The organism is Streptomyces sp. NPDC048473, from assembly GCF_043200155.1.
Taxonomy (GTDB): Bacteria; Actinomycetota; Actinomycetes; order Streptomycetales; family Streptomycetaceae; genus Streptomyces.
Window position 1 is genome coordinate 126,904 of the sequence record NZ_JBICXE010000023.1, and the last position, 22,573, is coordinate 149,476.

A 22,573-nucleotide genomic window follows, 5' to 3' on the forward strand; every position below is an offset into this window, starting at 1 on the left:
GTAGGGGGTGCCCGTCATGTCCGGTGCCGCGTTCGCTGCCCCTTGCGGACAGGTGTCTGCGACGTAGGCGTTGAAGGGACCTCCCCGGAGAAGAGGCTTGCTCCCTCTCGCAGTCCATGGATAAATCCGGCGACCGCTGCTCGCTCGCGGGCAGGCATCGCCTCGACCGAAGAGAGGATCCATGCGACGTCGGGCGAGATGGCCTCAGTGTTGGTTCTCACTGTCGGCTCGGGCGGAACGGGTCGAGCCACGGGTTCCGGGCATGCGAACGTGACTATCAACTCGGGGGCCTTGTTCGACTCGTCCCCGTCCAAAACCTTTGCCCGCAGTTCGATGGTGATCGCTGCGAGGCGCATGTCGATGGGGTCGCGCAGGCCGATCTCGTGCCTGTAGTTAACCGTCCAAGGGTCGCCCAGCAAGCGCCTCAGGATCTGGCAGATCGCCTCGGCGAGGGCGAATAGCTCCAGCGAGGGCTCATAGAAGTCCTCGTTCGGAGTCCAGGCGCTACTGGCGGCGCTACGGGCTTGGTGATGGTCGAGCTCAGCCTGAGGACTCGCCCCCAACTCACGCCACCATCGAGGGGCCGGCAGGTCGTCGGCCCAGATATCGATCCCGATCATCCCCTGCATCGCCCACCAGAGCTGAAGCAGAGCATCCTCGTCGAGCTCCAGGGCGGCGGCGTAGCCACGGACCATCGCCTCGGTTTTGGGCGGACGGTTGCCGCTCTCGGCCATCGAGACAGCGGCCACGGAGAGCTTGGGATCGAAGAAGCCGGCGACGTCAGCTTGGGTCTTCGACCAGCGTTTGCGCGCTGCCTGCAACACGCGACCGAAGGCCACCGCTGAACTGGATCCTGCTTTCACTTCACTGACTCCTCGTGGACCGTGTAGCCTGTTGTTTCACAACACTAGTAACTCGTGAAATCTACCACGACACGTCCTCTCGATCCGCGAGTCCGACGCAGTCACGCCCGCAGGAGAAGGAAGTTGCGCATGAACCGCCAGTTCACGATCGGCCCCGTCACGGACGCCCGAGTCATCGCCGACAATGTTGAACAGATGGCCCAAGAGCTCCGTCGAACGGTGGCCGCGGTCGAGAGGATCGTCGACGACCTAAAGGGCTTCTACGAGGTCGTGTCTCCACTCGTCAAGTGGCTCAGGTCGACGCTGGCCGACCCTCCTGCCAAAGCCCAGGTGCTGGTCTCGACGGAGGAGTGAGGTTCCCGCGCGCCACGTACTACTCCTGGCTGGCCAGCCGGTCCGCCGTCACAGAGCGGCAGCGCGCTGAGGCGAACTCGCCGAGGAAATACGGGAGATACGCGGGAAGTCTCGTGGTGTCTACGACGTCCCGGGCGTGCATGCACACGCTGCGGAGCAAGGGCCATGTAATTAACCAGAAGAAGGTCGAGCGGAGGTCGAGCGGATCATGCCGGAGCGCGACATCCGGGGCGTGGCCCGCCGCAAGCACCAGTACCTGACGAAGCAGGAAACTAACGAGCTGGTGGGTGATAGCGCTTGACGTGTCCTTAGCGGTGGGTGGCGTGATCCACCTGTGGCGATCATGGTCTCAACGCTCAGGCCGGTGGTGATCTTGGGGATGTCGGTACGTACGGACGTGACCCGGTCGGGTGTTGGCTGCACCGATGTCAGCCGCCCTCGCGCCGCGACGCACCGATGCTGCAGGCCATCTGCATCAGCCAGCGCTTGGGTCTGATGAGCCTTCCATGGTGGAGGTTCGATGCCGTGCTCGATGCCGTGCAGGACTCGCCAGCCCGCTGGTGGGCTGGTCGGTGTCAGGCGCGTCCCCGATACTCGGACAATTAGCAGGGGAGAGGGAGTCGGCGTGAAGGAGTTGCAGGACGGCATAACCCGCCTACTGCCTGACGCGGTCAAAGCGAAGATCGAACCAGAGAGCTGTCCGACCTGGTTGCGGCATCCAGGGCAGACCGAGTGTGCCGGCATGTGGGAGACGATCGCGGCGATCTACGGCGCGCTCACCGGGCTGGCCCTTCCGGAGCAGGCCCCTTCTCGTGAATGGCGGAGTCTGGACGTCCTGCTGACCTACGAGAACGGGCAGCAGCAGATCCTGGAGGTTGACGAGAAGCAGCACTTCACCGCGGCCCGTGCCCTGACGCTGGAGTGCTACCCGGCAGGCGTGAAGCTCGGCTTCGACGCTTCTCGATGGTTGGCCCGCTCGCAGGCTCTAGCCGGGCGTGAACCCGGCGGCGGATTCGGCAAGCCAAAGCCGCCGTTGTTCCCTGGCGAGGGCGGGCGCCATCGGCAACGTGCTTTCAGGGACACGCTGGCGGATCTGCTCCCGCCCGCGCACGACTGGCTTCCGACCATCCGGATCAGCGATACGGAGATCACCGCCATCACCGCCGCACGGGATCCGGTCTCGTCGCTGAGGACGCTGCTTGGTGAACGTGGCGTACCAATTGCGTGTCTCGCCTCTGAGTGAGACGGCGCGGCGGCCACCCGGTCCAATGGCAGGAGTGGAGCGCCCGGCCAGCTCATCTGTTGGCCGGGCGCACTGCTGCCGCCGGGGAGACGACGAAGCCGCCGGAATGCTCCGACGGGGCGCCTGCGCCCGGAGGTCTACGACGGCGTGCCGTGTCTGGCGAGCGCACCGTTGTACTCCGGCTCTCCGCTTTCCAGGACGCGGAGCAGAGATGCGGTGACGACACGTGTCGTACGGCCGATGCGTAGCACGCGGCATGGGAACTCCCCGCGGCGCACCAGGTCGTAGCCCTTCGCCCGAGAGAACCCCAACGCCCTGGAGGCGTCTTGCACGCTCCCCGTGCCGTTCCAGGTGGCACGGATGTGCGTCGGGTTGCAAGGGGTGCCTCGCACCGCGTTGGTCTGTCCGTGCAATTCGGGTTCTCCAGTTACTTTGGTAGTTCGGCTTGCGCGCAGCCGTTGGGATTGAAGCTGCCGAAAACGTGTCGCGCTAATATGTTCTGCGGGATTGCCGGTTTGGCTAACCGGCGATCCCGCGCTAAGTTGCTCTGCGTCCAAGCTGTCTGGGCCGATATGCCACCGCTCGCGTGGGGCCGGCTGCCTCAGGCGCCTGCTGTCTCCTCCAGCAGGAAACGCCTGCCCAGCTCGGCGCCGTAATTGCCCCGGTCTTTCACTGCTTGGGCGGCAACGACACCGACACTCACGTCAGAGCACTCGAAGTCACCTCACGTCTCAAAACGGTCGCAGCACAGGTGTACGTGTTGGTGGCGATTTCCGCCCGGGAGCAGTCACCGGCGGTGGCCACCCAGCTGGTCCGCGACGTGGTCGACAACCCGCGCGATGAGGTCGTCGGCATCGGAATGGACGCGAACCATAGCTCGAGCCGACCCGGCCCATGCTCCTGCGGATCCCGAAACCGTCGCAGACCTGCGCGAACGCGGCCGACGTGTATTGCGAGCCCCTGTCCGCGTGGAAGATCACTCCGGCGACGGTGCCGCCGCGGGCCGCGACCGCCATCTTCAGGGCGTCGATGACCAGTTCGGCGCGCATGTGCGAGGCCATTGAGTAGCCGAGTACCCGGCGCGAGTAGATGTCCAGGACGCAGGCGAGATACAGCCACGTGCCGCCGACCTGCACGTATGTGATGTCGCCGCACCACTTCTCGTCCAGCCGGGCGGCGGTGAACTGGCGCTGGATGAGGTCCGGGGCGGGCGGCGCGAGCAGGTCCGGGACGGTGGTGTGCTTGCGGCGCCGCGGGTGACGGCCCTCGATGCCGTTGAGGCGCATCAGCCGCTCGATGCGCTTGCGGTTGACGGTGTGTCCCAATCCCCGCAGCTCAGCATGGACGCGGCGGACTCCGTACATCCCCTTGTGCGTGGTGTGGACCTCGCGGATCTCCTCGACCAGGGCGGCGTCGGCGGCCTGCCGGACCCCGCGGGCCTTCGCACCGGCGAGCCACCGGTAGAAGCCCGAGCGGGAGACCTGAAGGGCCCGGCATATCCGCTGGACGCCGAACTCGGCGCGATACGTGGAGACGAAGTCCCAGCGGCGGGTCATGCCTTCATCTCCGTGGCGAAATAGGCGGCTGCCCGGCGCAAGATCTCGCGCTCGAGCTGCCACTCCTTCTCCGCTTTTCGTAGCCGGCTGATCTCGGCCCGCAGCCGTGCCAGTTCCTCATTCCGGTTCTTTCCGGGCACCTCACTACGGCTGCGGCCTGCCAACTCGTCAGCCTGGCGCACCCAGCTCCGCAGCGTCTCGCCGGTCACCCCGACATCCGCCGCGACCGCCGCATACGTGCGCTTCCCGCCCGCCGCGCGGTACAGCGCGACGGCATCGTTCCTGAACTCCGCCGGATACGGAGACTTCCGTCCCACCAGGACACCCTTCCTCGGATCTGCAAGATCCAATTGTCAGAGTGTCCACACCGCCGGGGTCACCTCATCTTTCGGGCCGCCCCCCTGGCGGACCTTCTCCCAGTGGTGGGCCATCTGCCGCACAGCGTGGGAGACCGGGGAATTCAAGGGCTGCCTGAAGTAACCGCCCTCGCTGCCGCGGGCAGGCTCCGCGTCCGGTTCCGGCCGCGCAGCCTGCTCATTGTGTCGGACGTTCGTCAGCAGGTGACCGGAACGTCCAGGGTCACCGGGCTGGAGGGATAGCCGAGGGCGGATGAGGTGAACTCGGCGTGGACGGTCGAGCCGCAGGGGACGGTGCCGCCGACGCCACGGACCTGGGTGGTCGCGGCTTGGAAACGGACCGGCTGCACCAGGTGGCCGAGGGAGGTGCCGCCGACGGCGTTGCCGGTGAGGGTCGTGGTCAGGTCCTTGACCGGGAGCGTGGAGCCCGGGCTGGGCGGGCCCGACAGGCTTATCTGGCCGTACAGCTGCACGCTGTTGCCGGTGACTTCGGCGCACACCTTGGTCGACAAGCCCACCCGGAGGGCGGACGGACCGCACGTCACGGTGGTGGCAGTGGTGGTGGGGGCGTGTGCGGCGGTGGCCGGGGCCGCGCCGAATAAGGCCAGGCCCACGGCCGCGGTGGCGAGCAGAGCGATACGAGACATGAGGGTAGTTCTCCCTGTTCAGAGGCGTCGTTCATAGGCATCACTGATGCACTCAGGATGCAGTTGCAATGTGACATTGCACTGAACTTCAGTATGTGTGGAGGCGGCGTGAAGGTCAATTCCCATACCTCCATGGGATCTTCGCGCCCTCGCCTTCCCCTTGCCCCGCCGAGTTACGGGTACGGCTACACCGAGCACGCCGCTCCCGCGACGGGCATCCCGGAGATCGGGGCCACGCAGATGGGCGTTCCCGGGAATGTCGTGCCGCCGTCGGCGACCGCTTGTATGTGATCGCCACGTGAGAACTAGTTGTAGGAGGTCGAGACGTTGCTGACACCGTGGCGTAGGCGTGAGGCTGGCGGTTCTCCATCGGCGGCGCTGTGGGGCCGGTGATAGTTGTAGTGGATGTTCCAGAAGACCAACGCCTGGCGGCGTTGGTCTTCTGAGGTCCAGGTGCGGGCGTAGAGGAACTCCTCAGAGATGATCCGGTTGTAGCGCTTGGCTTTGTTGGTGAGTTTCAAGAACGTCTGATGCTCAGCGGCAGGAACGCCCAGTTCCACGGGAGAGTGATGTCGCTGAGTTTCGAGAACACCTCGGTGCTTGCTTCGGGACCATGGTTGTGCTCTGCACGACGAGGGGGCCCGGGTGTTGCCGAAGTCCAAGGTCGATCTGTACGCGGCGATCCGTCGTGACGCCAAGGGCGGCATGTCGTTGCGGGCGGTCATGCGGAAGTACGGCGTCGGCTTCGAGAGCGTGCAGAAGGCCCTGATCTCGGCGTTGCCGGAGCCGCGGAAGAAGATGGAGCCGCGGGAGACACGGCTGGACCCCTACAAGCCGGTGATCGACGGCATCCTCACGGCCGATCTGACCGCGCCGAGGAAGCAGCGGCATACCGTCAAACGGATCTACGACCGACTGCTGGACGAGCATGGCGCCGACGTCTCCTACCAGATGGTCCGTGGCTACGTCGCTGCCCGCCGCGAGGAGATCCGGCTGGAGGCCGGCAAGGGTGTGGTCGACGCGTTCGTCCCGCAGACTCACAGGCCAGGTGCCGAGGCCGAGGTCGACTTCGGGGGCGTCACGGTCAAGCTGGCCGGCGAGCTGGTGACCTGCTACCTGTTCGCGTTCCGGATGTCGTACTCGGGCAAGGCCGTCCATCGACCCGTTGACCGCACTATCGGCGTGTCCTACGTGTTGGCTTGGTGAGGGCGAGAAGTCTCCGTTCGGGATGTTCCCGATGAGACGGAGACGCGATGGATCACGGTGCGGTGATAGCCGAACGCGAGGTGTCTGGGCTGGTGGTGGCCCGGGTGGGTAGGGTGGAGGCGACCACTGCCGCCACACTGCCCTGGGTGGTTCTCGACGGCGCGGGGCGGGCGATCACGCCAGCAAGCGGGTTCCTGCGGGAGCTGCTGGCCTGCGGCAACACTCCAGCTTCCTGTCGTTCCTATGCCTTTGACCTGCTGCGCTGGTTCCGGTTCCTTGCCACGGTGGATGTCGAATGGAGCCGTGCGAAGCGTGTGGATGTACGCGACTTCGTCCTCTGGCTGCGGACGTGCCACAACCCGGCGCGGGACCGGCACCGCCCGGACGCACCCGCGCCGGGGTCGCTGAACGCGCGCACCGGCAAGCCGTACCTGAGGTCGGGCTATGCCCCAGCAACCATCAACCACGCGGTGTCGGTGCTGGCGGCGTTCTACGACCACCATCTGCAAACCGGGAAGGGGCCGCTGGTCTCCCCAGTTCCACCGCAGTCCCGTGACGGGCGCCGGCTGGAGGCGCACCATAACCCGCTGGAGCCGTTCCGGCTGCACCGCCGTGGCGCCTACCGTCAGAAGCAGGTCGACCGCGAGCCCCGCGCTGTCCCCGACGATGTCGTCGAAGACCTGTTCAACTCGCTGGGCTGCCACCGCGATCGGGCGTTGTTCTCCATGTTCTTGTCCAGCGGTGCACGGGCCGCCGAGATGCTGGGCATGACGATCGGCGACGTCCACCCGGGCGAGGGCCGGGTCTACGTGCAGACCAAGGGCCTGGGCGGGGCGAAGGAAGCATGCCCGGCCTCCCCAGAAGCCTTCGCCTGGCTGGCCCTCTACCTCGGCGACCTGGCCCAGGACGGCCACCGGCCCGCCCCGGACGAGCCGGTGTGGTGGACCCTGCGCGGACCGACGCGCCCGCTGACCTACACCGCCCTGCGAGCGGTGCTGAACCGGATCAACGCCCGGATCGGGGCGAACATCACGCTGCACGACCTGCGGCACACCCTGTGTCTGCGCCTGATCGAAGACCCGAGCAGGTGATGCGCCACCGGCGCATCACCACGACCAGCACCTACCTGCGGCCCAGGATCGATGAGGTCATCACCAAGGTCCACGAGCACTACACGCGCCCCAAGCCGCGGCGCTGACCGGCTGGACGTATGACCCGGATGACCTCGCCGACGTGTTCGGGAACCGCTGATGACCCGGCACGGGCGCGTGGCCCGCACGCCGGTCAGCCCACGCGACCCCGCCCTCCTCACCGCCGTGCTGCCCGAACCGAGGAGCACAGCCCGTGGCAGCGGACGGGAGACGTCGCATCGCGACGAACTGGCACGCCTGGCCGAGGGCCTGCTGAGCGAGCCGACCGTCCGCAACCTGTGGCGCCAGCAGCTCTCACTGACGCGCATGTTCGACTGGCTGGAGGGATTCCCTGCCGACACCTGGCAGGACCGATGGCTGCTGAGTGGTTCCGACGACCTGGGCTCCGGCTGGGGACCGCAGGGGCTCAGCGCGGGCACCCGGTCGGCGCCTGATGGTGGGGGCGGCCGTCCAGGTCATGATGGTTGTCGCTAGGCAGATCACGTACGGAGCGTGACCAGAGAGAGTGATGCGATATGGATGAGTTTCTGGTGGACTTTTGCCGAAGAGGGACGTTCGGTCCACTTGTCTTAGGTATGTCCCCGCCGGATGTGGTGCAACGGATCGGGGAGCCCAGGGGAATCAAGAACGGGCAAGGCGACGATTGTTTCCAGTGGTATCGCTACTGTCCGGCTGTACTCAGTAGGAACCGGTACTCTCCGGTTGAACTGGGAATGCGGTGCTTCAGTAGGGAATCCAGGACCCGGCGTGGGGCCGGACTGGACCTTGTACTCGCCCGCATCACCCTCACATTCCACCGCGATGAACCGCTGGCCCTGCCTGAGGCGATCACCCGGAGACCCATTGCATCTGCCGCGTCGCTGCAGCTGACGGAAGCACACCGGCTCCTCACTGGCCACGGCGTCGAAATGACCCGCGACGACGAACAAGTGCTGAGGCGGCCCCTCAACGACGCACTCGTGATGGTGCTCAGCGATGACGACGGGTTCGTGTCGCAGATGACACTCGGCTGGTGGCCCAGGCCCGGCGGCTGGTTCTACTCCGAAGAGAACGAGGCGGGAGGCTGGGTAACTGGTCCCCCCGAGCCGTAGCCCCAGCGTGGGGAACTGGCCCCAGGGACCTCAGCCTTTCGTCTCATGATCCGCGGCAAGTGGTGAGGTTGAGCACTCGCGAACGGTTATGACTGCAAGACAGGCACGAGCCTGAGTGATCGTGGAGTTCTTTAGAGGTTGTTGTCTTTCCGGGCTTGAGGACTGCGTTCTCGCTGGTCAGGCATAGGGTCGGCGGTCTCGTGGCAGTGGTGACGTGTCGTGTCGTTGCTTTGGTGGAGGTCGAGGATGCCGTCGGTCGTGGGACCGCTGGAACAGCGTGAGCTCACCGCTCGCCGTCGTGTCGACGATCTGCGGGAGGAGGCCGACCGCCTCCAGGCGGAGCTGGCCGTGGCTGAGCGGGAGTGGAACGAGTGGGTCATTGCCCGCTCACGCGTTGGCGAGGTACTGGCCCCGGGCAACGACGCCGTCGTCGGCCCCGCCGCCTCCGAGGGTCTGCCGGCTCCCGGTGTGCAGCCGGCGCGGCCCGAACCGGCGGAGGCGGCGAAGCCGAAAACAGTGGTGCCGGTGTGGCGCGCGGGGCTGGCCTGGTCGGCGCTGTCGGTGGACTACCAGCGCATCCTGCAGGCCCTCAGCGACCGTAACCGACTCGGTCAAGGAGCTTTGACGTGCCAGGAGATGGCCGCCTGCTTCGGCCTGGACCCCGTACCGGGAAAGGTGGAGGCACTGCGATCGAAGGCCAAGTGGCTGACGGCGCGCGGCTGGCTGATCGAGCCGGCACCTGGCCGATTCACGCTCGCGAAGGACGTGGCCGGGCAACGCGGCGGGTCATGAGCATCGTCATCGACCAGTAGACCATCGCCTCCGCGCTGGCGATGGAACGCTCGAAGTCGCGCACGAGACGGCGACTTCGCATCAGGTGGGCGAAGAACCGCTCGACGATCCAACGCTTGGGCAGCACGACGAAGCCGCGCATGTCGTCGCTGCGTTTGACGATGGCGAGGACCAGGGCGAGGGCCGCGAGGCAGTACTCGACGAGGCTGCCGGTGTATCCGCCGTCGGCCCAGACCAGGGCCAGCAGGTGGTGCGCGGCAGTGACCTGGGTGAGCAGGACCTGGGCCGCGGCGCGGTCGCCCACATCCGCTGCGGTGACCATCACCGCGAGCAGCAGGCCAAGGGTGTCGACCACGACGTGCCGCTTGCGCCCGTTGATCAGCTTGCCGCCGTCGAAGCCGCGGCTGTCAGAGCCGACGACCGCGTCCGCTTTGACCGACTGCGAGTCGATCACGCCCGCGCCCGGCTCCGAGTCCCGCCCGGCCCGCTCGCGGACCAGGCGGCGGAGCCGGTCGTGGAACTCGCGGACCAGATCGTGGTTGCGCCAGCGCCGGAAGAACGCGTAGACCCGGTCCCACGGTGGGAAGTCGGCAGGCATGGCCCGCCACTTCGTGCCGTTGTCGACCAGGTATCGGATCGCGTCCAGCATCGCGCGGTGGCAATAAGCCTCCGGTTGCCCGCCCCGGCCCCGCAGCCAGCCCGGCACCGGCAGCAGTGGCCGGACCACCGCCCACTCGGCGTCCGACATGTCGGTGGGATACCGACGCTCGCGCGCCCCGTGGTCTCTGGCGTTCCCGAACCTGTGAGCCAGACAGTCACACGCGAGAGTGGCTGAAGTGGACCCCACTCCCGCGTTGCCGTAGAAATGCGACAACAGGGCCTCCTGGACCGCACGTTGGATTCGACATCCTTCGAGCTACCAAGAGGCCCTGCTCTCATGCACGGCAGCCGCCGCAGTCACCCGATCGACTGACTTCTCGACGAGATCGGGACGACGGCAGTCGCGTCGCTTCTCGTGATCGCTGGGACGGACAAATTCGCACTGCCATCCAGGTAGACGGTCGGCTTGGTGACGCCCCGAGGCCGCCTCGCGGGTTTGAGCCCGGTGCCGCGACTGACGAACCTGGCGAAGAGTCGTGTCCTACCGGCTCGAGGCGCGGCCAACCGCCCCCGCTACGTCCTACTTCTCCTCCGGCTCCCAGGCGCGGAGCAGGTCGAGCAGCCCTGCGTCTCCGTCAACGTGCAAGGAGTCGGCCTGGATCCGGTCGTACAGGTAGAGGACCAGCTCACTGGCCGTGCCGTGGACGGAGGCGCCGGCTGCGTCCGAGTCTTCGCCGGTCGCGGCGGTGGGCGCGGGGATGCGGGTGATGCGTGCGCCGTCGCCGTCGACGGTGAGGCGCCAGGAGCGGCCCTCGGCGGCGTGGAAGTCGAAGGCCGTGGGCTTGTGCGGCCAGGCACTCGGCGTTGCGCAGACGGTGTACAGGAACTCCTCCACACCGTCGAGTGCCAGCTCGACCGGCAGCGGCTGCAGGGAGCCCCCGGCGAGCTGGGCGTCGTAGGTGTGCACCGCGGTCTCCTGGACCCGGTGCCGGGCGGTGCCGCCGGCGGTCTGCGGTGACTGCGACGCGGGCCACCACGTCCAGCAACCGCTCTCCGGTCCCGCCGCGCGCAGGGCGCCCAGCAGAAGCTGCGTCGACGCGTCCAGCCAGGCCAGCAGGGCCTCACGCTCCTGCGGCACTTCCAGCGCGGCGCGCGCGGCGACGGCCTCGGCCGGGGGAGCGTCGGCAGACCCCGCGCCGACGATGGCGGCCCAGAAACGGTCTCCCCCACCCAGGTGCTTCACCAGATCGAACAGCGTCCACCCGGGGCAGGTCGGCACCTGCGCGTCGAGACCGGGCGCGGCGGCGACCACGGCGCGGAAGGCGGTCGACCGTTCATCGATCAGTCGCAACAGGTCAGGGAACTCAAGATTCTTTTCCACGCCGGATGTCTATCACCGTGCTCCGGTGATCGGACAGCGATTTTCACAGTCGCCGCCGGTTGGCCATTGCGGACGTCCTCGCCTCCCACCGCTCGGGTGACAAGCTGCGCACTGCTGCGAGGACGCTGGTGGTGGCGGTACGCCAGGCGTCGTGCCTGTGGGTGCTCTGGCCTCGCCGTGCGGCCGGGCACCTCGGCGACGTGACGTCCACCCGGTGCGCGCGGTCATGCTGCCGCTCGATGTGATGGACGCGGAGGTCACGATGGCGGGGGAGGACCGGTCGGGTCGGGAGTTCAAGTGACTCCCGTTCGACCAGCACTCCTCAAGTTCGGAACAACAACAGCCACTTACGCTCAGCATTCACTCGGAGGGCTCGTGCCTGCGGTCCCATCTTGCCTGCTGGAGCCTCTGTGGGCCCAATTTGCTGCGCTGCTGCCTGAGCGGGAAGGGTATGTGGAGGGCCATCCGCTGGGGTGCCACCGTCGACGGGTCCCGGACCGCGTAGTGTTTGAGCACGTTGTGCTGGCACTGGTTCACGGCTGCGGATACGAGCGGATCGCCAGCCCAGGCTGCTCGGACCGCACCATCCGGCGCCGCATCAAACAATGGGCTGAGCTGGGGATATCTGAGCTGGCTCACGCTCTGACGCTTGAGGCGTACGACCGTGTGATCGGCCTCGAGCTGACCGAGATCTCGGTCGATGGGTGCATCACCAAGGCTCTCTCGGGTGGAGAGAAAGCCGGTCGCTCGCCCGTCAGGGCTAATGCGTTCTCAGGCGGTGAGATCGAGGAGGGCAGTCGCGTGCTCGGGGCGTGACCGGTAGTGGTCGGTTGCGGCGGCGATGTTGGTCCAGCCGGCCTGGCGCATGAGGCCGATGGCCAGGTTCCGCATCGTGGCCATGGCTCGTGGCGCGGTGCCGGTGCGCACGCGCGAGGCGTCCTCGCCGTAGGTCACGTCTCTGACATGGTGCAGGGCCTCAACTGACCATTGGTTCTGCATCAGTTCGGCGAGCTGGGACGGGTTGGCCTGGCCCGGGGACAGGCTGGTGACGGCGTAGACCGTCTTCGTCTGGACCTTCCCGGTCCTGCGATTGACCCGGCGACGCTTGATTTCGATGGCCTGGACGGCGTGCGGGAACAACAGGCCGGGCTGGACGGCGCAGACCTTCAGCCGGCGGATCTCGCGGCGGCCGTGGCCGGTGGTGGTAGTGCGGTCCTGCAGCGGGATCTGGCGCCAGGGCAGCTTCTTGAGCTGCTTGCGGAGCTTCTTCTGGTTCCCTTTGACGACCAGAAGGCAGTGACCTTGAGCCGCGATGACGTGCTCGGCGTGGGCGCGCTGGGTGTGCATGGCGTCGGCGGTGATCACAGTGCCGCGCAGGTCGATGCGGTCCAGCAGTGGGGCGAAGGCGGGGATCTCGTTGCTCTTCGCGGGGATCTGGTGCTGGGCGATGACGGTCTGCGAGGTGTGCAGTGCGGCGGCGAGCAGGTAGACGGCCTTGTCGTTGTCGGTGCGTGAGCCGCGCACGGCTTTGCCGTCGACGGCGAGGCCGACCAGGGTGCCGCCGGGTTCGTCCACCCCGGGTCGGTGGCGTAGCGGGCGATCCAGGCACCCACAGCGTCGTCCAGGGCGTCGCCGTCCAGGCGGGCCAGCAACCGGCCCAGGGTGGTGGTGTTTGGCGTGGCGCAGGTGAGACCGAGGCGTGTCCGCAGGTCAGAGTCGCCGTCGGCGGCGAAGCGGGCGATGGCGGCCACAGATTTGGTGCCGCTGAGGACGGCGACCAGGCACAGGGCGAGCAGGGAACCGATCCGGTAGCGGCGGCCTCGGACCCGGCGCGGATCGGGCACCTGGTCCAGCACGTCGGCCAGGGTACACAGGCCGGGCAGTTCGATGAGCGGGCATGGGAGGTCAACGTCCTCGTGGTGGCGCGCGAGGGCGTCGATCAGAAAAGATGGCACGCGAACGCGACCCCTGTTCATGATCTTCGGCTTCGAGAACCTTGATCATCGGGAGTCGCGTTCGTCATTTCCAGTCGGGCACATCGGCCACCACACCGGTGCGAACCCCTCATCTCGACATCTGAGAACGCATCAGCCCTGGCTCGCCCGTCGACCGAGGCAAACAGGGATTGAAGCGCTCAGTTGCCTCCGACGCCTGCGGCGTCCCGCTCGGGATCGTCTCCGACGGAGCCAACCGCCACGATTCGCCCCTGCTCGGACCCACCTTGGATGCGGTGAAAGAACAGGTCGGCGCATTGCCGGAGACCGTCAACGTCAACCTCGACCGCGGCTATGACAACAGCAAGTCCCGTGCCCTGATAGCCGAGTTGGGCTTCACCGCCGAAGTAGCGGGCAAGGGCGTGCCGGCCCCAATCCAGGCCGGCAGACGCTGGGTGGTCGAGCGAACGCACTCTTGGATGAACGACTACGGCAAGCTGCGGCGCTGCACCGAGAGGAACGGATGGATCGTGGACTTCTACCTCTACCTCGCCGCCGCCCTCGTCACGCTCCGCATGCTGATCCGTCGAGCGAAAAGCCGCTATCGCTGGGATGGCCGCCCCACCACCAGGCGCCTCAAGTGATCCATTTGCCGGTCGGTCTAACTTGGCTGTAGGTTCCGGCACTTCGCGCGCACTGGGTCCTGCGGAAATACGGGAATCCGGGCTCAGTGAGCAGTGATGCTGCAGGTGAGTGGTGCGCAAATCGGCTGTTCTTCCCTGGGCGGTTGGTGACGTTGGGTCATCAATGGTCTTGGTGAGGCCCTCGTTGCCCCCTCGGGTGATCCCCCGAGGGGGTGACGGCTAGGGGCGTGCGTGCGTGAGGAGTGGTCGCTGGAAGACGTGGTGGCGTGTTGGACGCTGGTGGATGCCGACTGCTTGGTGGCCAACAGGACCGGTCCGACCCGGCTCTACTGCGCGGGCCCGCAACGGCCGGTTCAGACCTGGTCACCGGGCGGTGGCGTCTTTACCGTCGATGCAGCATGGCGACCGTGAACCGTACCCCCGCATCTGCTGGAGGAATAATGCCCCAAGCATCCTTACCGGCTCGGCATCGTGCTGTCTCGCCGCAATGGATGACGCTCTGCTACGACGAACCCCTGGAGATCGTGGGAGGAGAGGGCCGCCGGGCCATCGATGCCCAGGGGCGCCGCTACCTGGACTTCTTCGCGGGCAGCCGGACGAACTGCCTCGGCTACAACATCCCTGAACTCGCCGACGCGATCCGCCGACAGCTGGCCAAGGCGGAACTGCTCACCGCCACCTCTTACCTCATTCGCAGTGAGATCGAACTGGCGGAGCGGATCGCCTGCCTGTCCGACATCCCCGACGCCAAGGTGTGCTTCGTCCAGTCCGGTACCGAGGCCAACGAACTCGCCCTGATGCTGGCCTGCCAGCACCGGCACAGCAACCAGGTCCTGGCCCTGCGCAACTCCTTCCACGGCCGGGGCTTCGCCACAGCGTCGGCCACCGGCATCCGCGGCTGGTCAACCACGTCCCTCAGCCCGCTCCACGTGACCCACGTCCATGGTGCCTACCGCTACCGCGGGCCCTTCCGCCACCTCGACGACGCCGACTACATCCGCGCCTGCACCGAAGACCTCCGCGACTTGCTGGCCAACTCCGCCATCGGCGATGTCGCGTGCCTGATCGCCGAACCGGTACAGGGCGTCGGCGGCTACGCGCCGGTACCGCGGGGGCTGTTCACCTCCTACCGCGAGGTGCTCGATGAACACGGCATCCTCCTCATCTCCGACGAGCCGCACTCCGGCTGGGGCCGCGGCGGAGAGCACTTCTGGGGAATCACCGCGCACGACGTAACCCCAGACGCCATCACCTTCATGAAAGGGCTCGGCCACGGTCTGTCCATCGGCGCGGTCATCGCCCGACCGGAACTGATGGACGCCCTCGGCTCCGCAGTCGCCACCACCGGCTGCAACCCCCTGGCCACAGCCGCAGCGAACGCGGCCCTGGACTACCTCGAAACCCATGATCTTCAGGCCAACGCCGGTAAACAGGGCACCCGCCTCCTAACAGGGCTCCAGACCCTCGCCGAGACCAGCCCCGTCGTCGGAGATGTACGCGGACTCGGCCTCATGATCGGAATCGAACTCGTCGAACCGGGCAGCGATGCCCCCAACCCCAAGGCGGCCACCCTCCTCCAGGAGCAGGCCCGCTCCCGCGGCCTCCTGATCGGCAAGGGCGGCCTGCACGACAACGTCCTCCGCCTCGAACCGCCCATGACCCTCACCGACCTGGAATCCGACGAAGCCCTGAACATCCTCGCCGAGGCCCTGAACAGCATGAACCAGCGCTCTTAGGGATCTGCTCCAGGCGGCTTTCACAGACCACGTGCCCACCCACCGTCGCGGACGCGTACTTGCCCAAGAGTGAGTCATCCCGCGAACCGACCGGACATCCCGCCACGGCTTTGACCCGCGAAGTCCGCCAACCACAGCTGCCAGACCGGCACTTCACGTACCGACGCTGTAGGGACCTTGCGCGTACGGCGTGCTTCGCCCGTACTCCGGACCGTCATACGCTGGACGGTGCGGAGAACGGGCAAGGCCCATCCCTCAAAGACCGCAAGAGATCTCAAACTACGGCTACGGACCGTAGCGAATGCGCACCGAGCCTCGGATTTGCGCATTCACTGCGCATCCTCAGCCAGCATTGCATCGACTCGCGGATCCTAGATTGGCTGTCAAAGGACAGCAGTTCGCCGGGGGCAGACAGGAAAGACTCCCGAAAGACTGGCCAACGGGTGCGAGACCATGTCAACGTAGACGACCTTGCAGGAAACCTCAGGTCAGAGAGGTGATTGCCTGTGGCCGTGGCTTCCGTCGGACCCGGATTCTCCACCACCGTCGAAGCCCTGAGGCTGCGTGACTGGCAGCTCGGCCCGGGCCAGCCCGCGCTCGTCCTGGACCAGTTCTCCGCCGAGGAATTCGACCTGGTCGTGGACGACCGGGCGGATGTGCACGTCAGCAGCAAGGACGGCCGCTTCTACCTCGGCTGGTTCCCGCTCGGTCGCCCCGGCACCGACGGCGAGGGATGGAAGGTCGCTGTCACCGGCACGGCCAGGGTGCGCGGGTACCACCTGTCCTTCGATACCGAGACGCCGGCCGAGATCGTCGCCGCCGCTGTGGCGCGCGTGCTGGAAACGTCGCGGTGTCTGTAGCACCAGAGGTCCGAGTCGGAAGTCCGCACCCGAGGGGTGGCTCGCCGGCTACGGGCAGGCAGTTCCACCGCTCACCGTTTTCCCCCAAGGAGGCTGTCCGTGACGCACACGGAGATGACCGTCGGCGATCTCATCGACCTTTTGACTGCCTGCGACCGGAGCGCTCCGGTACGCCAGGCGATGAACCCCTTCTTCCCGATGGCTCATCGCCTCGCGCAGGTCGTGCAGTCCGTGGACGAGACAGGACAGCCCGTCGTCTACCTCGCCGAGGGCCGGGAGACGGACGCGCAGCTCGGTCATCTGCTGCCCGAGGTCGCCGTCGAACTGACCTGGCACGGCCCAGTCCAGGCACCCCCGCGCCGCGTCCGCCGTACCGCCGGCGGCAAGTAAAACCGTACCTAGCCTTTGGAGGCGCCCCTGTACCCCGACTTCCCCCTCGACCCGTTCGCCCCGACTAGCGCCCAGTCCGCGTGCTGGGTTGGCCCCCGGCACCTGGCCGGCGACGACGGACGCCTCTACGACCCCGTCGCCGACACGCTCGCCAGCCTCGGCTGGACGAGCCTGACGATCGTCCGCGGGCGACACGAGCCGGACGAGGCACCGGAGGACCGGCAGGTCCTGCGCAGCACCGTCCTGCACATCAGCCCCGACACGCTCCGCTGGGCCCAGTGGGTCCTGGCGGACGAGCCGTTCCACCTGGGAGAACTGCCCATCGCCTGGCAGGTCTCCGCTCGCGCGGACACGAACAGCCCGCTCGCCGCGTGGTCGGCGTATTTCACCCCCGATGTCCCCGGGGAGGTCCTGACCGACTTCCTCGTCGCGCTCGACGCCCGCGACCAGCCCGCCGTTCCGCTCGCAGGCCCCGAGCTGGTCCTCGACGCCGTCACCGCGCACGGCTGGCTCCGGGACATCGACCAGCCCACCGCCGGAGCGACGGACCCCACGTTCACCTCGCACCTCAGCCTCGGCGAGGTACCGCCCCTCATCCAGGACGCCAACCCGCGCGCCCTGACCAGCCAGGCCGACGAGGCGGGCTTGGCCGGATGGCAGGCATGGGCCGAGCCGGCGCTCGGCGCGCCCTGCCTGTGGGCGGTGTCCTTCGGCGCCAGCGTGCCCCACGACCTCGTCGCGGCGTTCGTCACCTCCCTCAGCTCCACCGCACCGGTTCTGCGCCGAGTGCTTCCCGAGAGCACCCGGGAGCGGCTCCTGCGTGCGCCGGCGAGCTAGCGGTCTGCGCTTCCTTCGATCCGACGTACGAAGCCCGGCCTTTCCGAATGGGGAGGCCGGGCTTTTGGTATTCCCTTCCGGGGCACGTACGGGCCGTGAGAGTCGAAGGAGAACTCGGAGCTGTGTCAGGCCGACGGCACCCGGGGACCGAGCCCGGGGTCTACGCGCATTGGGGGCATCTCCGGACTGGGGAAGTGGCGGTGAAGTGGCGACCGCTCGGCGTAGCGGTGGGCGCTGCTCGCGTGGTATTCGGCAACGCCTCAAGTGAGGCAACGTGGCCACGCTTTGGCGTATCGGGGCCACTCGAAATGTGGTAATTGGAAGCCTGTTGAAGTGGCAGTGAAGTGGCCAAGGTATGGCGTAGCGGTGCCACGTTCCGTGCGGCTGAATGGCGTCATGCCCCGAACAACAGAGCAGCAGCCCGCATTTGAACTCCACTGCGGTGGGTTACACGTAACCGTCCAACGCATCCCGGGATGGCTGGTGGCGGCCCTCGCCACGACCGCGGGAAGCGGACTCGCAGCATGGCTCACGTCCCGTTAGGCAATTGCCGGGCCCTACAGCGGCGCACGTCGCCCACCGCTGCTGCCCCCGACCGGTGGTCGGGGGCAGCAGCATGTCGGGAGTGGGTCAGCTGGTTGCTGCCGCCTTGGTGAGGGCCTTGTCGAGGTGGCGGTCGACGAGGGCCGGGGAGCCGGAGACTTCTCTGAACTACTGGGGCTTGACTTCGTTCATTTCCAGGGACTCTGGCTCAATTCCCGTGATTAGTCACTGAGAGTGCCCGCTGCTGGGATGAAGCAAGCTCCGTAGGTCGGACCCGGAACATCGTCCCTCGAATCGCCCGCAGAGGTGTCGAGTCCTCTCAGCGGCTGAGCCGTCACCGTTGGACCGTGGAACGGACGGTGGCGTGGCTGGCCGGGTGCCGCCGCCTGCACCGACGCTACGAGCGCAAGGCTGACCACGTCCTTGGCTTCATCGGCATCGCCGCCTCCGCTTTCGCAGGCTGTAGATCTGAACAGGGTGTGGGCGATCTCTGTATGCGCGGAACGGTCAGGCAGCCTGGTGGTCACTGCCAGTCAGCTGCCCTGATCACGGACGCAGCGACGTCAAGGACGGAGCCTGTGGTGGTATCGATGGTGAAGTCCTCGACAGCGACCCGGCTGAGGATTCCGTCCAATTCAGCGGATCGGTCCAGGTGCCATTGGAGTGCTTCGGGCTGCCCGTCGTGACGTTGCGCCAAACGCTGGCGAATGACGGGTAGTTCGGCCCTCAGCCAGCACACCGTGAGATCAACACCTACAGCTTCGGCCAGTTGTTTCCGCTCATCCCGTTGCTCGATCACGCCGGCGAGCACAAGGCGCCTCGCTCCAGCATCGAGGTAGTTGCTGGCGATGCTCCGCAGGTTCCGGAGCATCATGTGGAAGTTGAAACGGTCACCGGGAGGCGCGGGCCACGACTGCCTCAGCCAGTCAAGGTCGAGCACGGCATGAGGCATCCCAGCCTCGGCGAGAACGTCGCCCACCGCCTCGGCAACGGTGGTTTTCCCCACACCGACGGTGCCGTTGATCAGGAGGGCCTGAGCGCTCCGAGCGCTGTCTGTGTGCATCTCGGCATCGTACGTCGAAGCGGGATGGCCCCGGATGCACACCGCAGGCCGGGCATCGGGCGAGGCTCGATGAGCCTTTCAAGCATGAATCCGGCGGTTCTCCAGACGCCCAGATGTGTCTCACGTCGTCAGGTCCGACGACTCTCAACGCGTGGTGTGGTGGGACGCCTGGCCGGCATGCGAAGCCTTTGGAGCAGCCGCCCCGTGCCGTGCGGTCAGTGGGTTTTGAACTCCTCGATGGCGTCACGGACCACTTGGCCGGCCGCGTCGCTGCCGGCGTGCCCCGCATCCTCGATGATGTGCAGGCGCGCGCCCGGCCACGCCTTCGCCAGCTCCCACGCTGTCTGGACAGGGCAGCCCATGTCGTGCCGGCCCTGGACGATCACCCCCGGGATCCCGGCCAGCTTGTGCGCGTTCCGGATCAGCTGGTCCTGCTGCAGCCACGCCCCGTTGCTGAAGATGTGCGCGCAGATCCGCACGAAAGCGATCTGCGCGTCAACCTCGCGGTTGCTGTACATGCCGGGGATGCCGTTGGGCTCGCCCGTGACGACTGCGTCCTCCCAGGCGAGCCAGTCGGCGGCGGCCTTCTCGCGGACCGCGCGATCGGGGTTCTCCATCAGCCGGGCGTAGGCTGCGAGCAGATCGCCGTCCCGCTCGTCCTCGAGAACACCGTCGCGGAATCGGTCCCACGCCTCGGGGCGGAATCGCCCGGCGCCCCGGTAGAGCCATTCGATCTCCGAGCGGCTGGTGGTCATCACCGCCTGGATGACGATCTCGCTGACCCGCTCGGGGTACTGCTCCGCGTAAGCCAGGATGAGCGTCGGGCCCCAGGAGGCGCCGTTGAGCAGCCACTTCTCGATGCCTAGGTGTTCGCGCAGCAGTTCCATGTCGCCGATCAGGTGCTCAGTGGTGTTCAGGTTCATGTCCGCGGTCGGGTCGCTGGCGTGCGGTGTGCTGCGGCCGCAGTTGCGCTGGTCATAGCGGATGATCCGATATGCCTCAGGGTCCCAGGCCCTCGTTGGTCGCCGCGTCGCACCGCCCCCGGGGCCGCCGTGGATCATCAGGGCGGGTTTGCCTGCGGGGTTGCCGAGCTGCTCGTAGTAGACGCGGTTGCCGTCTCCGGTGTCGAGGAATCCGGAATCGTAGGGAGTTGTCGGGGGGTAGAAATCGACCATGGCCGTTGATCCTAGGGGCAGATGGCGGTCGGCCACTCTGGATTTACCTGCTGCGGCGTCCGACAGCGGTATCACCGCGAGCCGGGCCTGGCGGCGCCGCTGGACGAGCCCCCACCACCCGCTGCAGAGCAGGGCGGGTGCCCGATGGTGTCTCATGAGACATGCGGGAGTCTGGAGAACGATGGCCAGCAGCTCGTTCAGGAACGTTTCCAGCGGCATGCGCTGATAGTGGACTGCCAACGGCCCCCCGGCGAGGTGGAGGTCAACCCAGTCCTCGGCGTAGTACGAACCACCGAATTTCCGCCAGTCAGCCGTCGGATGGGTCGTCGAGACAAGCAGCCAACCGCCTCGGGGTCCCTGCCGCCGCTGCCCGCGGCGCCTCACTCCGCCAGCAACTCCTCGAACTGCCCGCCCCGTCGGCGCGGACGCCCTCGGCTACCACGACAAGACCACCAGCCGCCTCATCAGAGAGGCCGGCGGGACATGGAGCCGATACGCCGCTGGTGATCACGCACGGTCACCGGCTGGCTGGGTTTCTCGGGGAACCCGCGACAGCTGAGAACGAGCACCAGTATCAGACCGCAAAGCGAGTCAGCCGTTGACGGAACGTGTTCTCGGTTGCACAAACCGCTCGCGGTTGGCAGCCACCGGCGCGATGCTGTCACGATGCCTGCAGAAACTGCTTACCACGACGAAGTCGGCGACTACTTCGCAAAGAACGCCGACACCAGCCCCTACAACGCACACACCGACCGGCCGGCGATGCTCGCGCTAGCGGGGGATGTTGCCGGGCTGAAGATTCTCGATGTCGGTTGCGGGGCCGGGCACTACGCCGCCGAACTCCTGGCGGGTGGCGCCGAGGTAGTCGGAATCGACGGCAGCGCAACTCTGCTGAGTCACGCACGGGAGCGATTGGGCGACCGGGCCGAACTGCGCATGCACGACGCGGAGAAGCCGCTGGACTTCATCGACGACGCGTCGTTCGACGGAGTCGTGTGCGCATTGATGCTCCACCACATCGCCGACCGGCCGAGTCTCCTCGGCGAGCTACGACGAGTGCTGCGTCCGGACGGGTGACTGCTTGTCTCGACGACCCATCCGACGGCTGACTGGCGGAAATTCGGTGGTTCGTACTACGCCGAGGACTGGGTTGACCTCCACCTCGCCGGGGGGCCGTTGGCAGTCCACTATCAGCGCATGCCGCTGGAAACGTTCCTGAACGAGCTGCTGGCCGCCGGATTCATGCTTGAAAGACTCATCGAGCCTCGCCCGACGCCCGGCCTGCGAGAACTCGACGAAACGGCCTACAACAAGCTCCACCAGGCTCCGTGCTTCCTTGCTGTCAGGCTCCTGCGGCCCTGACAACACGCAATCCCTGCCTCCCGGCGAACGCGCACAGTCACTGCTCCCCCCGTCTCCCAAGCGCCAGAACTGGCGACGCTTAAATACGCGAGCTCACCAGTACCGAGGCCGAGATCCACTGGCCGTCGGGTCTCAACATCGACGAGAACTGTGCCATAGACGCGTCTCTGGTACGGCAGGAAATTCGATTGCCCTCGGTGCGGGGCAGTGCACACAATCTCCGTCGTGATCTCTCAACGACGTGACCGCAACCGTCCGGAGTTCGACACGCACATTGAGGATCACCGCCTTGAACCACGTCATACGTGAGTATCGCCCCGCTGACCAGGTCTCCTGGCTGCGCTGCCGAGTGCTCTCGTTCTTGAACACTCCCTACTTCGACGACGTCCTGACGAGCAAGCCCGAGGTGCCCGCCCCAGGTTTCGCGCTGGTCGTAGCCGCCGAGCTGGGAGCCATCAAAGGGATCATCGACGTTACCGTCGACGATGAACTGGCGACCATCGACACCGTCGCTGTGCATCCCGACTACCAGCACCAGGGCCTTGGTACTGCCCTCCTTACCGAGGCACGCGCCCGTGTCAGCGCGTTGGGTGTGCCGACGTTGGACGCTTGGACGAGGGACGATCCCGCGACATTGAGCTGGTATCGGGCAATGGGCTTCACCGAGAGCCAGCACTACCTCCATGTCTACGCCAACTCCTACGCCGACGTCAGCGAGCCGGACCGGGCCATCAGCGAACGCCGGGAGGGGCTAATGTCGGCGTACAAGTGAACGCGCACCACTGCGTA

Annotated in this window: 22 protein-coding genes and 7 pseudogenes; 19 read left to right on the forward strand and 10 right to left on the reverse strand. The window is 66.8% G+C overall.

Annotation, left to right across the window (positions count from 1 at the left end):
* Positions 1-14: 14 nt before the first annotated feature.
* Positions 15-863: a helix-turn-helix domain-containing protein gene (locus ACGFU7_RS30410; RefSeq protein WP_393699984.1), complete on the reverse strand. Its 849-nt coding sequence runs from the start codon at positions 861-863 to the stop codon at positions 15-17.
* A gap of 129 nt (positions 864-992) precedes the next feature.
* Between ACGFU7_RS30410 and ACGFU7_RS30415 the strand changes: the two genes are divergently transcribed.
* Both ACGFU7_RS30415 and ACGFU7_RS30420 read left to right on the forward strand, forming a co-directional pair.
* Complete coding sequence (locus tag ACGFU7_RS30415; protein WP_393699986.1) at positions 993-1,217, forward strand: hypothetical protein; 225 nt, start codon at positions 993-995, stop codon at positions 1,215-1,217.
* Between the two features lie 625 nt (positions 1,218-1,842).
* Positions 1,843-2,460, forward strand: a complete 618-nt coding sequence (locus ACGFU7_RS30420; protein ID WP_393699988.1) for a hypothetical protein — start codon at positions 1,843-1,845, stop codon at positions 2,458-2,460.
* An 872-nt stretch (positions 2,461-3,332) separates the two neighbouring features.
* Here the strand turns inward: ACGFU7_RS30420 and ACGFU7_RS30425 are convergent.
* Positions 3,333-4,333: pseudogene (locus tag ACGFU7_RS30425) on the reverse strand (IS3 family transposase); the annotation flags it as partial.
* A gap of 236 nt (positions 4,334-4,569) precedes the next feature.
* The gene (locus ACGFU7_RS30430) at positions 4,570-5,019 is read right to left on the reverse strand and encodes a hypothetical protein (RefSeq protein ID WP_383969363.1); all 450 of its coding nucleotides are present in this window, start codon (positions 5,017-5,019) and stop codon (positions 4,570-4,572) included.
* A gap of 132 nt (positions 5,020-5,151) precedes the next feature.
* Here ACGFU7_RS30430 and ACGFU7_RS30435 point away from each other — a divergent pair, with 132 nt between their 5' ends.
* Positions 5,152-5,310: a hypothetical protein gene (locus ACGFU7_RS30435; RefSeq protein ID WP_393699990.1), complete on the forward strand. Its 159-nt coding sequence runs from the start codon at positions 5,152-5,154 to the stop codon at positions 5,308-5,310.
* Between the two features lie 14 nt (positions 5,311-5,324).
* On the opposite strand, the pseudogene ACGFU7_RS30440 reads toward ACGFU7_RS30435, so the two are convergent.
* A pseudogene (locus ACGFU7_RS30440) lies at positions 5,325-5,525 on the reverse strand (integrase core domain-containing protein); the annotation flags it as partial.
* Between the two features lie 142 nt (positions 5,526-5,667).
* On the opposite strand from ACGFU7_RS30440, the pseudogene ACGFU7_RS30445 reads away from it, so the two are divergent.
* The 5 genes and pseudogenes from ACGFU7_RS30445 to ACGFU7_RS30465 form a co-directional block, all read left to right on the forward strand.
* Positions 5,668-5,959, forward strand: a pseudogene (locus ACGFU7_RS30445) (IS21 family transposase); the annotation flags it as partial.
* Positions 5,960-6,272: 313 nt separating this feature from the next.
* A complete protein-coding gene (locus ACGFU7_RS30450) occupies positions 6,273-7,316 on the forward strand; it encodes a tyrosine-type recombinase/integrase (RefSeq protein WP_393699991.1) in 1,044 nt (347 codons plus the stop codon).
* A gap of 159 nt (positions 7,317-7,475) precedes the next feature.
* Positions 7,476-7,850: a hypothetical protein gene (locus ACGFU7_RS30455; protein WP_393699993.1), complete on the forward strand. Its 375-nt coding sequence runs from the start codon at positions 7,476-7,478 to the stop codon at positions 7,848-7,850.
* A gap of 434 nt (positions 7,851-8,284) precedes the next feature.
* A complete protein-coding gene (locus ACGFU7_RS30460) occupies positions 8,285-8,467 on the forward strand; it encodes a hypothetical protein (protein WP_393699995.1) in 183 nt (60 codons plus the stop codon).
* 246 nt (positions 8,468-8,713) lie between these two features.
* Positions 8,714-9,259: a hypothetical protein gene (locus ACGFU7_RS30465; RefSeq protein WP_393699997.1), complete on the forward strand. Its 546-nt coding sequence runs from the start codon at positions 8,714-8,716 to the stop codon at positions 9,257-9,259.
* On the opposite strand, the gene ACGFU7_RS30470 is transcribed toward ACGFU7_RS30465, so the two are convergent.
* Together ACGFU7_RS30470 and ACGFU7_RS30475 are read right to left on the reverse strand one after the other, a co-directional pair.
* Positions 9,216-10,007: an IS5 family transposase gene (locus ACGFU7_RS30470; RefSeq protein ID WP_390938652.1), complete on the reverse strand. Its 792-nt coding sequence runs from the start codon at positions 10,005-10,007 to the stop codon at positions 9,216-9,218. The two genes, ACGFU7_RS30465 and ACGFU7_RS30470, sit on opposite strands and share 44 nt — an antisense overlap.
* 432 nt (positions 10,008-10,439) lie before the next feature.
* Positions 10,440-11,240 carry a maleylpyruvate isomerase family mycothiol-dependent enzyme gene (locus ACGFU7_RS30475; protein ID WP_393699999.1) on the reverse strand — a complete coding sequence of 267 codons (801 nt, stop codon included), beginning with the start codon at positions 11,238-11,240 and terminating at the stop codon, positions 10,440-10,442.
* Positions 11,241-11,391: 151 nt separating this feature from the next.
* On the opposite strand from ACGFU7_RS30475, the gene ACGFU7_RS30480 reads away from it, so the two are divergent.
* Both ACGFU7_RS30480 and ACGFU7_RS30485 read left to right on the forward strand, forming a co-directional pair.
* Positions 11,392-11,541: a hypothetical protein gene (locus ACGFU7_RS30480; protein WP_393700000.1), complete on the forward strand. Its 150-nt coding sequence runs from the start codon at positions 11,392-11,394 to the stop codon at positions 11,539-11,541.
* A 74-nt stretch (positions 11,542-11,615) separates the two neighbouring features.
* Positions 11,616-11,996 (forward strand): annotated as a pseudogene (locus ACGFU7_RS30485) (transposase); the annotation flags it as partial.
* Positions 11,997-12,011: 15 nt separating this feature from the next.
* Here the strand turns inward: ACGFU7_RS30485 and ACGFU7_RS30490 are convergent.
* Together ACGFU7_RS30490 and ACGFU7_RS30495 are read right to left on the reverse strand one after the other, a co-directional pair.
* Positions 12,012-12,815: an ISAs1 family transposase gene (locus ACGFU7_RS30490; RefSeq protein WP_393700002.1), complete on the reverse strand. Its 804-nt coding sequence runs from the start codon at positions 12,813-12,815 to the stop codon at positions 12,012-12,014.
* Between the two features lie 83 nt (positions 12,816-12,898).
* Positions 12,899-13,216, reverse strand: a pseudogene (locus tag ACGFU7_RS30495) (transposase family protein); the annotation flags it as partial.
* A gap of 122 nt (positions 13,217-13,338) precedes the next feature.
* Here ACGFU7_RS30495 and ACGFU7_RS30500 point away from each other — a divergent pair.
* The 6 genes and pseudogenes from ACGFU7_RS30500 to ACGFU7_RS30525 all read left to right on the forward strand — a co-directional run.
* Positions 13,339-13,818 (forward strand): annotated as a pseudogene (locus ACGFU7_RS30500) (transposase); the annotation flags it as partial.
* A gap of 491 nt (positions 13,819-14,309) precedes the next feature.
* The gene (locus ACGFU7_RS30505; RefSeq protein ID WP_393700004.1) at positions 14,310-15,554 is read left to right on the forward strand and encodes an aspartate aminotransferase family protein; all 1,245 of its coding nucleotides are present in this window, start codon (positions 14,310-14,312) and stop codon (positions 15,552-15,554) included.
* Positions 15,555-16,060: 506 nt separating this feature from the next.
* The gene (locus tag ACGFU7_RS30510) at positions 16,061-16,414 is read left to right on the forward strand and encodes a DUF317 domain-containing protein (protein ID WP_393700005.1); all 354 of its coding nucleotides are present in this window, start codon (positions 16,061-16,063) and stop codon (positions 16,412-16,414) included.
* Positions 16,415-16,513: 99 nt separating this feature from the next.
* Positions 16,514-16,804 carry a hypothetical protein gene (locus ACGFU7_RS30515; RefSeq protein ID WP_393700006.1) on the forward strand — a complete coding sequence of 97 codons (291 nt, stop codon included), beginning with the start codon at positions 16,514-16,516 and terminating at the stop codon, positions 16,802-16,804.
* A gap of 15 nt (positions 16,805-16,819) precedes the next feature.
* Complete coding sequence (locus ACGFU7_RS30520) at positions 16,820-17,641, forward strand: DUF317 domain-containing protein (protein ID WP_393700008.1); 822 nt, start codon at positions 16,820-16,822, stop codon at positions 17,639-17,641.
* A gap of 812 nt (positions 17,642-18,453) precedes the next feature.
* Positions 18,454-18,633 (forward strand): annotated as a pseudogene (locus ACGFU7_RS30525) (transposase); the annotation flags it as partial.
* A gap of 74 nt (positions 18,634-18,707) precedes the next feature.
* Here the strand turns inward: ACGFU7_RS30525 and ACGFU7_RS30530 are convergent.
* Both ACGFU7_RS30530 and pip read right to left on the reverse strand, forming a co-directional pair.
* On the reverse strand, positions 18,708-19,247 hold the full coding sequence (locus ACGFU7_RS30530) for an AAA family ATPase (protein ID WP_393700010.1): 540 nt from the start codon (positions 19,245-19,247) through the stop codon (positions 18,708-18,710).
* A gap of 215 nt (positions 19,248-19,462) precedes the next feature.
* The gene (pip, locus tag ACGFU7_RS30535; RefSeq protein ID WP_393700034.1) at positions 19,463-20,422 is read right to left on the reverse strand and encodes a prolyl aminopeptidase; all 960 of its coding nucleotides are present in this window, start codon (positions 20,420-20,422) and stop codon (positions 19,463-19,465) included.
* Between the two features lie 666 nt (positions 20,423-21,088).
* Between pip and ACGFU7_RS30540 the strand changes: the two genes are divergently transcribed.
* The 3 genes from ACGFU7_RS30540 to ACGFU7_RS30550 all read left to right on the forward strand — a co-directional run bounded on the left by ACGFU7_RS30540 (position 21,089) and on the right by ACGFU7_RS30550 (position 22,556).
* On the forward strand, positions 21,089-21,499 hold the full coding sequence (locus ACGFU7_RS30540) for a class I SAM-dependent methyltransferase (protein WP_393700011.1): 411 nt from the start codon (positions 21,089-21,091) through the stop codon (positions 21,497-21,499).
* Positions 21,500-21,619: 120 nt separating this feature from the next.
* Complete coding sequence (locus ACGFU7_RS30545; RefSeq protein WP_393700012.1) at positions 21,620-21,784, forward strand: hypothetical protein; 165 nt, start codon at positions 21,620-21,622, stop codon at positions 21,782-21,784.
* A gap of 289 nt (positions 21,785-22,073) precedes the next feature.
* The gene (locus ACGFU7_RS30550) at positions 22,074-22,556 is read left to right on the forward strand and encodes a GNAT family N-acetyltransferase (protein WP_393700013.1); all 483 of its coding nucleotides are present in this window, start codon (positions 22,074-22,076) and stop codon (positions 22,554-22,556) included.
* Positions 22,557-22,573: the final 17 nt, after the last annotated feature.

Coding starts and splice junctions, on each gene's coding strand:
- ACGFU7_RS30415 (WP_393699986.1), top strand. CDS start 993: ATGAACCGCCAGTTCACGATCGGCCCCGTCACGGACGCCCGAGTCATC.
- ACGFU7_RS30430 (WP_383969363.1), bottom strand. CDS start 5,019: ATGTCTCGTATCGCTCTGCTCGCCACCGCGGCCGTGGGCCTGGCCTTA.
- ACGFU7_RS30435 (WP_393699990.1), top strand. CDS start 5,152: ATGGGATCTTCGCGCCCTCGCCTTCCCCTTGCCCCGCCGAGTTACGGG.
- ACGFU7_RS30450 (WP_393699991.1), top strand. CDS start 6,273: ATGGATCACGGTGCGGTGATAGCCGAACGCGAGGTGTCTGGGCTGGTG.
- ACGFU7_RS30455 (WP_393699993.1), top strand. CDS start 7,476: ATGACCCGGCACGGGCGCGTGGCCCGCACGCCGGTCAGCCCACGCGAC.
- ACGFU7_RS30460 (WP_393699995.1), top strand. CDS start 8,285: ATGACCCGCGACGACGAACAAGTGCTGAGGCGGCCCCTCAACGACGCA.
- ACGFU7_RS30465 (WP_393699997.1), top strand. CDS start 8,714: ATGCCGTCGGTCGTGGGACCGCTGGAACAGCGTGAGCTCACCGCTCGC.
- ACGFU7_RS30470 (WP_390938652.1), bottom strand. CDS start 10,007: ATGTCGGACGCCGAGTGGGCGGTGGTCCGGCCACTGCTGCCGGTGCCG.
- ACGFU7_RS30505 (WP_393700004.1), top strand. CDS start 14,310: ATGACGCTCTGCTACGACGAACCCCTGGAGATCGTGGGAGGAGAGGGC.
- ACGFU7_RS30530 (WP_393700010.1), bottom strand. CDS start 19,247: ATGCACACAGACAGCGCTCGGAGCGCTCAGGCCCTCCTGATCAACGGC.
- pip (WP_393700034.1), bottom strand. CDS start 20,422: ATGGTCGATTTCTACCCCCCGACAACTCCCTACGATTCCGGATTCCTC.
- ACGFU7_RS30540 (WP_393700011.1), top strand. CDS start 21,089: ATGCCTGCAGAAACTGCTTACCACGACGAAGTCGGCGACTACTTCGCA.
- ACGFU7_RS30545 (WP_393700012.1), top strand. CDS start 21,620: ATGCCGCTGGAAACGTTCCTGAACGAGCTGCTGGCCGCCGGATTCATG.